The sequence below is a fragment of the uncultured Actinobacillus sp. genome, from assembly GCF_945915845.1.
Lineage (GTDB): Bacteria > Pseudomonadota > Gammaproteobacteria > Enterobacterales > Pasteurellaceae > Exercitatus.
The window spans coordinates 1-12,407 of the sequence record NZ_CAMEFX010000012.1; the positions used below are offsets into that span (position 1 = coordinate 1).

At 39.4% G+C, this 12,407-nt stretch carries 8 protein-coding genes; 3 read left to right on the forward strand and 5 right to left on the reverse strand.

Annotated features, from left to right (window positions below; translation table 11 throughout):
• Positions 1–11 precede the first annotated feature (11 nt).
• Positions 12–923: a universal stress protein UspE gene (gene uspE, locus Q0O89_RS04730; RefSeq protein ID WP_293730568.1), complete on the forward strand. Its 912-nt coding sequence runs from the start codon at positions 12–14 to the stop codon at positions 921–923.
• A 129-nt stretch (positions 924–1,052) separates the two neighbouring features.
• Here the strand turns inward: uspE and ilvN are convergent, their stop codons facing one another.
• The 3 genes from ilvN to Q0O89_RS04745 form a co-directional block, all read right to left on the reverse strand.
• Positions 1,053–1,544 (reverse strand): acetolactate synthase small subunit, encoded by a 492-nt coding sequence (ilvN, locus tag Q0O89_RS04735; RefSeq protein WP_293730538.1) that lies wholly within the window; start codon positions 1,542–1,544, stop codon positions 1,053–1,055.
• Between the two features lie 11 nt (positions 1,545–1,555).
• A complete protein-coding gene (locus tag Q0O89_RS04740) occupies positions 1,556–3,268 on the reverse strand; it encodes an acetolactate synthase 3 large subunit (protein WP_293730539.1) in 1,713 nt (570 codons plus the stop codon).
• Between the two features lie 287 nt (positions 3,269–3,555).
• Positions 3,556–5,085, reverse strand: coding sequence for a Na+/H+ antiporter NhaC family protein (locus Q0O89_RS04745; RefSeq protein WP_293730540.1), 1,530 nt, complete (start codon positions 5,083–5,085; stop codon positions 3,556–3,558).
• Positions 5,086–5,299: 214 nt separating this feature from the next.
• Between Q0O89_RS04745 and Q0O89_RS04750 the strand changes: the two genes are divergently transcribed.
• Both Q0O89_RS04750 and purU read left to right on the forward strand, forming a co-directional pair.
• Positions 5,300–5,692: an H-NS family nucleoid-associated regulatory protein gene (locus Q0O89_RS04750; protein WP_293730541.1), complete on the forward strand. Its 393-nt coding sequence runs from the start codon at positions 5,300–5,302 to the stop codon at positions 5,690–5,692.
• Between the two features lie 69 nt (positions 5,693–5,761).
• The gene (gene purU / locus Q0O89_RS04755) at positions 5,762–6,601 is read left to right on the forward strand and encodes a formyltetrahydrofolate deformylase (protein ID WP_293730542.1); all 840 of its coding nucleotides are present in this window, start codon (positions 5,762–5,764) and stop codon (positions 6,599–6,601) included.
• A 167-nt stretch (positions 6,602–6,768) separates the two neighbouring features.
• Here the strand turns inward: purU and recD are convergent, their stop codons facing one another.
• The gene (gene recD, locus Q0O89_RS04760) at positions 6,769–8,688 is read right to left on the reverse strand and encodes an exodeoxyribonuclease V subunit alpha (protein ID WP_293730543.1); all 1,920 of its coding nucleotides are present in this window, start codon (positions 8,686–8,688) and stop codon (positions 6,769–6,771) included.
• Positions 8,681–12,394, reverse strand: a complete 3,714-nt coding sequence (gene recB / locus Q0O89_RS04765) for an exodeoxyribonuclease V subunit beta (protein WP_293730544.1) — start codon at positions 12,392–12,394, stop codon at positions 8,681–8,683. The genes recD and recB overlap by 8 nt, the downstream gene beginning before the upstream one ends.
• Between the last annotated feature and the right edge of the window lie 13 nt (positions 12,395–12,407).

Genomic DNA, 12,407 nt, shown 5'->3' on the forward strand with positions numbered 1-12,407 from the left:
AGTTTAATAATATTCTCGTTGTTTTAAATCCTGAAAATGAAAAACAATATGCGCTAGCGCGTGCTGTTCGTTTAGCCAAAGAACAAAAAAGCGATACAAAAGTTAAAATTACACTATTTCTTGCCGCTTATGATTTATCCTATGAAATGTCTGCGCTGCTCTCTTCTGAAGAGCGCGAAGAAATGCACAAAAGTGTCATTGAACAACGTAAACAAGAGATTGCGCCTTATCTAGATAAATATGCCGATCCTAATATCGAATTCACTTCTGTTGTTGTTTGGAATAGCAATGAAGCAGAAGCCATTGTGGAAGAATTTGTTAAACAAGATTATGATTTGGTGGTGAAATACACCAAAGAAGAAGAAACCTTAAGCTCATTATTCTTCACACCAATGGACTGGCAATTACTTCGTAAATGCCCGGTGCCTATGCTGATGGTGCGCGATGCAGACTGGAAACACCAACGCCGTATTCTTGTGGCAGTGAATGTATCCGGTGATGAAGAATATCATGATGAGTTTAACCAATATTTAGTCGAACTTAGCACCAGTCTTGCCGACTCATTTGAACGCGGTAATATTCATTTAGTCGGAGCTTACCCACCAACCCCAATCAACATGGCCATTGATTTGCCTGAATTCCATACCAAAGAATATGTTAACAGTATTCGCGGTCAACACTTGCTTAATATGAAAGCCTTGCGCCAAAAATTTGGCATTGATGAAGATCATACTCATGTCCGTGAAGGATTCCCTGAAGATGTGATTCCGGAAGTAGCAGAAGAGCTAGGTGCAGAATTAGTAGTACTGGGCACAGTCGGCCGAACAGGTTTATCCGCCGCATTACTCGGCAACACAGCGGAACATGTTATTAGCAAATTAAAATGTAATCTACTAGCAATTAAACCACCAAAAGCGGAATAAATTCAATCAAATTTCGGGGCAAATAAAAATTTGCCCTTTTTCTTTTTTCGTGCCACAGAAAATAGAATATAAAAAAAGTGCGGTTAAAAAACTTATTTATTTTAACCGCACTTATTTAATGTCACCCTATTACAACATATTCTTCTCGCCGCGCGATAAGCTAATTAAGCCTGAACGCACGATTTCAAGAATACTGGTTTCTTCTTTGACTGCGTGAATAAATGCATCAAGTTTATCTTTCGCTCCGGTTAACTGGACAGTATAAGATTTTGGTGTGACATCCACGATCTGACCACGATAAATATCCGCTAAACGCTTGATTTCATCGCGCCCCGTCCCCGTTGCACGAACTTTTAATAACATCACTTCGCGCTCAACATGTTCACAATCACTTAAACTGATCACTTTAAAGACATCGACTAGTTTATGTAATTGCTTTTCAATTTGTTCTAACACTTGTTCATCGCCTGATGCTTCAATCGTCATGCGAGACAACGTCGGGTCATCCGTTGGTGCGACTGTTAAGCTTTCAATATTAAACGCACGTTGAGAGAATAAGGCAACGACACGAGACAATGCACCTGATTCGTTCTCTAATAAGACAGATAAAATTCTACGCATTTTGTTGCTCCTTATTCTGGTTTACCTAATAACATTTCATCCATTGCTCCACCGCGGATTTGCATTGGATAGACATTTTCTGTAGCGTCAATACGGACATCAACAAAGACTAATTTGTCTTTGATAGCAAAGGCTTGTGCTAATTTTTCTTCAAGTTCATCCGCACTATCAATTTGAATACCCACATGCCCATAAGCTTCAGCTAATTTCGCGAAGTTTGGTAAGGAATTCATATAAACTTGCGAATGACGACCTGAATAAATCAAATCTTGCCATTGTTTTACCATGCCTAAGAAACGGTTATTTAGGCTGACAATGACAATAGGCGTGTTATATTGGGTTGCCGTTGAAAGTTCTTGAATATTCATTTGAATAGAACCATCCCCCGTTACGCATACAACAGTGCTATCAGGGTGGGCAAACTTCACACCTAATGCGGCCGGAAAACCAAAGCCCATGGTGCCTGCGCCCCCTGAGTTAATCCAACGGCGTGGTTTATCAAATGGATGATGTAATGCCGCAAACATTTGATGTTGTCCGACATCAGATGCAATATAGGCATCGCCGTTAGTTAAACGATAAATGGTTTCGATAACTGCTTGTGGTTTGATTTCTTTTGAAGTGCGGTCAAATTCCAAGCATTTTTTCGCTTTCCATTCGTCGATTTGTTTCCACCACTCCGTTAAATCCGATTGAGATTTCGCCAAGTTTTCGTCTTCTAATAAAGATAAAAATTCCGTTAAAACATTATCTACGCTACCTACAATTGGAATATCCGCTTTAACATTTTTTGAAATGGAGGTTGGATCAATATCCACATGAATCACTTTGGCATGCGGACAATATTTTTCAAGGTTATTAGTTGTGCGATCATCAAAACGAACACCAATCCCTAAAATCAAATCTGCATTATGCATCGCCGTATTGGCTTCATAAGTACCGTGCATACCAAGCATTCCAAGGAATTGTCTGTCTGTGCCCGGATAACCGCCTAATCCCATAAGTGATGACGTCACAGGAAGATTGAGTTGTTTTGCCAATTGCGTCAATTTTTCGCTACTGTTACCAATAACCACACCGCCACCAATAAATAACATCGGTTTTTTCGCCACAAGCAAGGCTTTTAAGGCTTTCTTAATTTGTCCTTTGTGTCCTTGTACTGTTGGATTGTAAGAACGCATTGAGACGTCCGTTGGATAGGCATAAGGGAATTTATTAGCCGGATTTACCATATCTTTCGGAATATCAATCACAACAGGGCCGGGGCGACCTGTTGAAGCGATATAAAAGGCTTTTTTGATAATTGTTGGAATATCTTCCGTACGTTGAACAATAAAACTATGTTTAACAATTGGACGGGTTAAGCCAATGGTGTCACATTCTTGGAAGGCATCCGTACCGATTAAATGCGACATCACTTGCCCTGTAATAACGACTAAGGGAACAGAATCAGTATAAGCGGTAAAAATCCCTGTTAAAGCATTCGTCGCACCAGGACCGGATGTCACCAACGCACAGCCAACTTCGCCTGTTGAGCGTGCATAACCATCTGCCATATGAATTGCCGCTTGTTCATGACGGACTAAAACATGTTCAATACCGCCCAATGTATGGATGGCATCATAAATATCCAATACGGAACCACCCGGGTAACCAAACAAATATTTCACTCCTTGATCACGCAAGGACTGCACAACCATTTCTGCACCTGATAGTTTTTTCATACTGTTCTCCGTTAAATCTGACTAAGATGACGCAGAGTGAACAAAATGCCTTAACTCATTTTGAACCATCCGCGTATTGAGATGTAGTTTACTCAATTCAACTGTCTTGTCTATTTCTTTTTTTGACTAAAAACTGTTGTTTTAAAGATATAAATTCTAAAATAACCCAATTTTTTAGTTTTATATAAAACCATAATCATAAAAAATAAAAAAAATGCGACTTTATGCCGCATTTTATAAATTTCACAAAATAAAATTTTTTATTTAAATATGTGATCTAAATCAGGTTATTGACGCTTTTTAGTCATAAAAATCGCCCCAATCATCACTACTGCTGTCACAACAAAACCTAACAATCCCGAATGGCTAAAGCCAACGGTTAAATAGCCTAGGGTCGTAGCTGTTGCGACTACTAACGCATAAGGCAATTGTGTTGTCACGTGATCCATATGATTACATTTCGCCCCTGTCGATGACAAAATAGTCGTATCCGATACCGGGGAACAATGGTCACCACATACCGCACCCGCCATCACTGCAGACAAGCATGGAATTAATAAATCCGGTGCTGCATTTACTGCAATAGAGGCGGCAATCGGTAACATAATCCCAAAGGTGCCCCAACTTGTCCCCGTAGAGAACGCCATAGCCGCACCTAACATAAATAACAACGCCGGTAAAAATGCCGCATTCATATTGCCTGAAATGAGCGTTGAAAGATATTTACCGGTTTGCATATCCCCCACGACTTTATTAATTGTCCATGCAAAAAATAAAATCGCAATCGCGCCTAACATGGATTTCATACCAACGCCATAAGATTTAACGTATTCGGATACGGAAACATTACCCGCTAATAGGATTAAAATCGTTGAAACAGCGACCGCACTTAATCCCCCTACAACCAAAGAAATACCTACAGTTGTATTTTCAAAAGCACCCAATACGCTAAATGCTTTACCGTCCGCCGCTAACGCTTGGTTTCCTGTGTACATCATCATCGCCACAGTCGCCACAATTAAAGCGATAATCGGCAAAATTAGATTGCGAACATGGCCTTTTCCTGCTTCCACATTTTCACTATGATCCGGTTGCTCTAAGGCCAATTTTTCATGACGCGCCATTGGGCCAATATCAATAGTGAAATAAGCCACTGCAAATACCATAATCATTGAGAAAATGGCATAAAAGTTCAGCGCGCTCATGGTCATAAATGCCGTAAATGGCGAATAACCTTCAATGGCATGTTCTGCCAATAATCCCGCAATCAACGTCATAATGTAAGCCCCCCAGCTGGAAACCGGCATCATAACGCACATCGGTGCAGCCGTAGAATCAAGAATATAAGCTAATTTGGCACGTGATACTTTAAATTTATCTGTGACAGGACGTGCAATTGCGCCCACGGCTAAACTATGAAAATAGTCATCAATAAAGGTCACAAAAACGAGACAAGCCGCCATGAATTTTGCACCGCGACGATCTTTAATACGCTTTTGCGCCCATTCTGCAAAGGCTTGATTACTGCCGGAAACACTTAAAAGCGCGGTCAAAATACCAAGCAATAATAAGAAAATAATAATATTAATATTACTATCATTGATAGCCTGATCTTCCACGCTATAAACGAGAGAAAGGATACGATCCGCTAAATAGCTTAATGCCGTACCAATACTCCCATCACCTAACATTAATGCGCCGACTACAATACCAACACTTAATGACAATAACACTTTACGCGTAATAATTGCCAACCCAAGTGCTAATAGTGGCGGCAAAATCGACCAAGCTGATGTCGAGAAATCAAATAATTCCATTGGTTCACCTAATTAAATTTAAATAGGTTAAGAAGATTACAATAAGATCGTCATTTTTCCAACTAAAAAATGCGTCATTCTCTTGAAAAACGACAAAATCCTTGTGTCATTTATTTCTTATTTTATTAAATTATTAATTTACATTAATTCTTATTTCTTCTATTATTGTCCTGCTTAATTCTAATAACTCATTTTTAATTACAGGAGAACAAATATGTCTTTAGCTAAAAATTTAAATAATCTTCGCTCTTTACGCGCTGCCGTAAATGAATTAGGTTTAGAACTTGCTGAGCAAGCATTAGAAAAATTACAACAGGCTATTGCAGAAAAACGTGAAGCTGATGCAGTTGCTATTGCAGAAGAAAAAGCTCGCCAAGAATTAATTGCTAAATATAAAGAAGAATTAAAGGCGAATGGTATTTCATTAAGTGATTTAGGCGCAGAGAAAGAAATTAAAGTACGTAAACCACGTCAACCTTTAGCCCCTAAATATAAATATACTGATGAAAATGGTGAAACCAAAACATGGACCGGACAAGGACGTACACCGCGTGCCATCCAAGCTGCATTAAATGCAGGTAAATCACTTGATTCATTTGCAATCTAATCAACCATTTCCATTGAACCCATAATTTTAGTTATGGGTTTTTATTTGCAATTTTTCTCGGTTAATATTATGTTACAAAATAAGATCTTACTCACTGATTGCCCCGATGATAAAGGCTTGATCGCTAAAGTCACGAATATTTGTTATAAGCATCAATTAAATATTTTGCATAATAATGAATTTGTTGATTTTGAAACAAAACATTTCTTCATGCGTACAGAATTACAAGGTATTTTTAATGAAGAAACCTTATTGGAAGATTTAAGATTTAGTTTACCGGAAGGCGCGAATTATCGTTTAATCGATGCTGATCGTAAAAAACGTATTGTTATTTTAGTAACGAAAGAAGCCCATTGTTTAGGTGATATTTTAATGAAAACCTATTACGGTGGTTTAGATGTAGAAATTGCGGCGGTAATCGGTAATCATGATAATTTACGCTCTTTAGTTGAACGCTTTGATTTGCCTTATCATCATGTTAGCCACGAAGGATTAACCCGTGTAGAGCATGACGCTTTATTAGCGCAAACCATTGACCAATATGCGCCGGATTTCATCGTCTTAGCAAAATATATGCGCGTACTCAATCCTGAATTCGTAGCACGCTACCCTAACCGTGTGATCAATATTCACCATTCATTTTTACCTGCTTTTATTGGTGCAAATCCTTATAAACGCGCTTACGAACGAGGTGTAAAAATTATTGGTGCAACCGCCCATTTTATTAATAATGAACTGGATGAAGGCCCAATCATTATGCAAAAAGTCATTGATGTGGATCATACCTATTCTGCAGAAATGATGATGAAAGCCGGCCGAGATGTGGAAAAAACCGTATTAAGTCGCGCGCTCGATCTTGCTTTACATGATCGTTTATTTGTCTATCAAAACAAAACAATTGTGCTGTAAATAAACCTTATACGATCCGTATAGAGATTACTTGATCTGAGCCCAACTGGAGCTGAAAAAATAGCCTCAGAACGGTATCTTCCCCTCGCCCGTTTATGGGAGAGGGTGGAGAAAATCCACAGGATTTTCGGAGGGAGAGGGGGAAATTAATATTTTCCCCTCTTCTATTACTCACTCAATCCTTCAAATATCCCGCTCATCCGTTGAATTGGATTTCTCACTGCATTTTCCCAGATACTCTGACGAGTAAACACCATTAAATTTGGTTTTGACCTTGTCACTGCAGTATAAAGCAATTCTTTTGTCAAAATTGGAGAGGGTTCAGGCGGTAAAACTACCACCGTCAATCCAAATTCAGAACCTTGGGATTTATGGATTGTCATCACAAAACCCATTTCATGAGCAGGAATACGATTGATAGAGAAACTTTTATAACCCTCTTCATCTTCAAAATAAACGCGATCACCTAGATAAAGCCCTACATCCCCATTAAACAATCCCACATTCACATCATTTTTTGTCACCATAATTGGCTTGCCCACAAACCAATCGCGGCTATGCTTAAATTGCACATAGCCTTTCGCACGCAAGGCTTCCGCGATTTTTTCATTTAAACTTTCTACCCCAAAGTCTCCGGCTCGAAGTGCGGCTAAATAACGCACAGAATTAAAGGCGGCAAAGATTTTCTGAAGTTGTGCATCCGTTGGCGAGCCGTTGGGAATTTCTGCTAAATATTTCGCGTAATGCTCCACCGCACTTTGCCATATTTTTTGCAGATAATGCTGACGATAAGATGCCTCGTCTAAAGAAGTTGGCGCATATTCTACGAGAGAAATTTCTTTGGATAAAATATCCCAACTTTCTGCTCCCTTCATATGATTAATGGCTTTGGCAACACGCCCAACTGGCGATTTATCATCAAAACGCGTGCTAATCGTCAATTCCACTAAAGACTGACGAATGATAGAAGATTGCGCTGAAACAGGCACTTGCTCCCCTGTCATTAACGCCAGTTTTTCAGCAAAATCTTGTGGATAGTTCTGTTCTAAAAAGCGACTTAATTCCGCTAAAATCGCCCCGGCTTCTACCGCGGCTAATTGGTCTTTATCACCTAACAAAATTAGGCGCGCCTGTTTAGGCAATGCGCGCAATACTTTTGCCATTAAAGATAAATCGATCATAGAGGCTTCATCCACAATTAATAAATCCAAGGGCAAAGGATTTTGCTCATGATATTTCACTGCATCCTCAAAGGGTTTTACCCCTAATACGCTATGCAAGGTGTCGCTTTGGGGCTCTATAGTTTGGCGAGCCTTTTCCGATAGTTCCATTTTAGCCAAACTATCTTGAATACTCTCTTTTAATCGCGCAGAAGCCTTTCCGGTTGGCGCAGCAAGACGAATACGTAAGGGGGGCAATTTTTGTTCTAACTGTAATTCTTGCAATGCCGCCAGTACTCGTGCCACCGTATAGGTTTTGCCCGTACCTGGCCCTCCAGCAATCAAGGTAAAAGGCTGAATCAACGCCGTTGCTACCGCAATTTTTTGCCAGTCTGGTTCGCCGTTCGGCATTGTTTTCTTAGGAAAATAGCGGTCTAAAATCTTTTTCGCCTTATCAGTCGGCACAGAAAATGACGATTTTTTTACCGCACTTTTCAGATAACTCACCACCGTTTGCTCATCTTGCCAAGCACGATAAAGATAAATTCCATCCCCTTGAATCACAAAAGGCGCTTCTTTTTGCGTGGGTTGATCAGTAAAAGCAATATGTTCAAGTAAAAATAACTTGCTTTGTGCAAGGGTTAGGCCGGCTAATTTTTTCTGGATTTCTGCCAAAATTATACGTAATTCCTCAGAATAACGTTCCGCCAAGTCAAAGGGGTTTTGCCATAATTTTTCCTTTAGACGAATACAAGTATCGCCTTGCAAATAGGCATGATGACACTGTGCGGATACCAATAAGACAAAATCCTGTTGCAGCGTTATCTTGGATTGTTGTGAGGATTTGCTATGAATAAATTGCGCAAAATAATAATCTGCGGCAGTTATCACATTGTGTTCTTGTAATTTCCGTAAAATATTAAGCATGGAATAATGCCCCCAACGCCTGAATTAAACGCACATCCGGACGGTCAAAATAAACCCCGTTTTCTGCCTGACCATTCATCCCTCGAATAAAGGTATAAATCACACCACCAAAATGGGTTTCATAATCATAATCCGGATCCCGTAATTGCAAATAATGATGTAACGCCAAGGTGTAAAACAAATATTGCAAATCATAATGCTGTAGTTTCATCGTCTGCGCCAAGGCTTTGGACTGATAATTTTCTATCTGTTCACCAAGATGATTGGTTTTATAATCCAGCAGATAATATTTACCCTGATGGCGGAAGACCAAATCCACAAAACCTCGTAGCATACCTTGAATCTCATCAAACAGATAAGGTTGTTCAAATAAAGGATGAAATTCGCGCAAGGCATGATTAAAGGCTTTCACATCAAAAGTGCGGTGAAATTTTAAGAAGAATTGCCATTCTTTTAAACAATCCTGTGGCGATAAATCTCCCAGACAAAAACCTAACCCTAAAGGTGCATTCAATACTTGTTGCAACCAATTTTTTAGTGGCTCTTGCCAACTTTCATCTAGCTGTAAAGCGTGACAAATTTGCACCGCACTTTCATCAGAAACCCCTTGGCGAAAATCGTTTTTCTCAAAAAAGCCATGTATCATGACCCCAAACTTCGCCCCTGCAGGAAAATGAAAAGGGGTACGTTCTACCGGGAAGTCTTGCCAATGCAACGAAGAACATAATTCAGCATCCGTTATTATCGCACTATCACGGTCATAATCTCGAGCCTCATCAATAAATCCCGAGTTCGCAGTCGCTTGTTCACGCAAACGATAAAGCTGACGTTCATGCATTTGAGTAAGCCCCGAAAAGCTGGTCATTCCCCAATTTTGTTCAATCTGCCCTGAAAATTCAGCGGCAAAATAAGTTGGTTGTTGATTTGAATCGCCCCATTTATTTTCGCTATTCTCCACGTTGAACTCGGCAAGTTGACAATAGGCATCGCCCAAACGCGCTTTTAGTTCATCAACTAATGCGCATCCTTTTTGTTTTCCCCCAATTTTTTTCAAGGTTCCAATTTGCCCTTGGGTTAAGCTATAAAGCAAAGGATTCCAACGATCATCAAATTCCGTTGGCACCACAAAAGAAAGCTGATATTTTGCACGCGTTAATGCCACATAAAGTAAGCGCATCTCCTCCGCAAATTCTTCTTTATCCGCTTCAACACCATGCTCACCGTCTAAATCCCAATATTTATCCCCCTGTTCATTATGATAGGTGGTCACTTCTCGGGCATGATCTTTGCCGTTATAGCCTAAAAAAGGTAGCCACACCAAACCATATTCCAATCCTTTAGATTTATGGACAGTGACAATCTTCACTAATTTCTGTTCCGATTCTAACCGCACTTGCGTGCCATCAATCTCATCATCAATATTCGCCCCTTTAATTTGACGCTCGAACCAACGCAATAAGGCACTTTCACTTTCTTGTAACGCCGCGGCTTGCTGTAATAATTCCGCCAAATGAAGTACGTCCGTTAAACGGCGCTCCCCTTTTGGTAAAGCAAGCATTTTCTCAGGCAAGTTTTGTTTTTCTAGCGCACTATCTTGCGCTAATAAACATTGATAAATCATCGGCAATACGCCTTGACGTTGCCATAATTGGTGATAATAGTCAAAACGGCTCACCCATTGTTCTAACAAAGCCTCAGACTGTTTTACTTGCTGAATTTCTGCTGCGGTTAAAGCAAATAAACCCGTTGAAATCGCATTTAAAATATAACGTTCATTGGTAGGATACAAACAAGCGGTTAAAACGATGGCTAACTCTCGGGCTTCGGTAGTATCAAACACATTGCTTCTGTCTGATAAATAAACCGAAGCAATCCCCTTTTTACGCAAAGCATTTTGTATTTTTTCCGCTTGCGCCCCTTTACGCACCAATACAGCAATATCATCACTTTGTACCGCACGAACCTCTTCATCTTTCACAAAAACAGCCTGATTTTTCTCCGCACTTTGCAACCAATGCAAAATACTATTAGCACAACATTCCGCCATGTCATCGATGGTGACATTTTCTTCTCGATTAATGTAGAACTGTAAAGGCGCTTGTACCTTGCCATTGAGTTCAAAGCGCGGTTGATTTCGCCCGGCTTCTACGGTTTCAAATTGAATTTTTTCATTAATAAATGCCTGATCAAAATCTAATAATTGATTAATCGCATGAATTAACTCAGGGGTTGAACGATAATTTTTATTGAGGGTAAAGCGTTGTTCTTTCGCATCTTCAGCGGCTTTTAAGTAAGTAAAAATATCTGCACCACGGAATTGATAAATCGCTTGTTTTGGATCCCCGATCATCATAAAGCCGCAATCAGGCTGATTCACATAAATCCTTGAGAAAATTTGATATTGTTCTTCGTCTGTATCTTGGAATTCATCAATCATAGCAAAAGGATATTGCTGGCGAATAAATTCTGCTAATTGCTCTCCATGAACGGCATGTAAGGCTTCATTTAGCAAGCGCAATAGGTCATTAAAGCCTTTCTCGGGGTGATTTTGTTTATATTCAATTAAGCGTCGATTAAGTTCTCTTACGCAATGATATAAAAGTACATTTTGATATAGTAAGTCTTGCTCTGAAACTTCAGATACAAGTGCTTTTTGTTCATCTAACCAATGAAAAAAACTATGTTGGAAAGGTTCATTGCCTTTTTTAAACGAACCATTCAGATAACTTTGTGTAAAAAACCATAAGGCGTCTGGTGGCATATTTAATTGAAGATCATTCACCCAATTTTCAATTTGAGCTACTCGGCTTTCATAAAATTCTTTCCTGAACTTACCCCCGTTTAATCCCATTGCGTTCCCTTTTTCAAACTCATTGAGAAATAATGGGGAAAATTCAGGAAAATTGACTTGCCATTGTTCTTTCAGTGCTTGCAGAAACGAGGCTAATTTTTCTTGATTGGAGGCTATATTCGTTTCCAAAAATTCTGTTAACGAAATATTGAGTAAATGCGGTTGATTTTGGTCAACTTTTAAATTTTTTCCAGTTAAATAAGACTGCACTCGCGCTAATAAATTTGCAGGCGATTGAAGATGTTTGGCTATAAATTGTGTTACAAGTAAAGACCGGGAATAAAAATACTCACGCCAAAATTCATTCGTCAACTTAGTCAATAATGATTTTTCATCTTTTACTAACTCAAGATTGAAATGAATCCCCGAATTCACCGCGTATTGCATCAACATACGGCGACAAAAACCGTGAATGGTATAAATTGCCGCCAGATCCATATTTTGTTCCGCGAATTGTAGGCGTTGAATCGTCTCTTTTAAATCTAACTTGTCTAAATACACGGATGTTTCTTGTTCATTTTGGGCGAGCAAAAAAGCATTATCGGTATGACGGAAAATGGCTAAATCTCGATTTTCTTGATAAGCGATAAACTGAGCCTTGGCTTGTTGAATTCGCTGACGAATACGCGCTTTCAATTCTTGTGTTGAGGCATCCGTAAAAGTCACCACAAGAATTTCATCCACCGTTAATGGGCGAGAAAAATTATTTTCCCCTACGCCAATCAATAGACGAAGGTATAAAGACGCCATGGTAAAGGTTTTCCCTGTTCCTGCTGACGCTTCGATTAATGTCGTTGATGTTAACGGGGTTGAAATCGCTGAAAGTGCGGTAGTTTTTACCTGTGTTTTTGACATAATTTAATTAAAA

Coding starts and splice junctions, on each gene's coding strand:
- ilvN (WP_293730538.1), bottom strand. CDS start 1,544: ATGCGTAGAATTTTATCTGTCTTATTAGAGAACGAATCAGGTGCATTG.
- Q0O89_RS04740 (WP_293730539.1), bottom strand. CDS start 3,268: ATGAAAAAACTATCAGGTGCAGAAATGGTTGTGCAGTCCTTGCGTGAT.
- Q0O89_RS04745 (WP_293730540.1), bottom strand. CDS start 5,085: ATGGAATTATTTGATTTCTCGACATCAGCTTGGTCGATTTTGCCGCCA.
- Q0O89_RS04750 (WP_293730541.1), top strand. CDS start 5,300: ATGTCTTTAGCTAAAAATTTAAATAATCTTCGCTCTTTACGCGCTGCC.
- purU (WP_293730542.1), top strand. CDS start 5,762: ATGTTACAAAATAAGATCTTACTCACTGATTGCCCCGATGATAAAGGC.
- recD (WP_293730543.1), bottom strand. CDS start 8,688: ATGCTTAATATTTTACGGAAATTACAAGAACACAATGTGATAACTGCC.
- recB (WP_293730544.1), bottom strand. CDS start 12,394: ATGTCAAAAACACAGGTAAAAACTACCGCACTTTCAGCGATTTCAACC.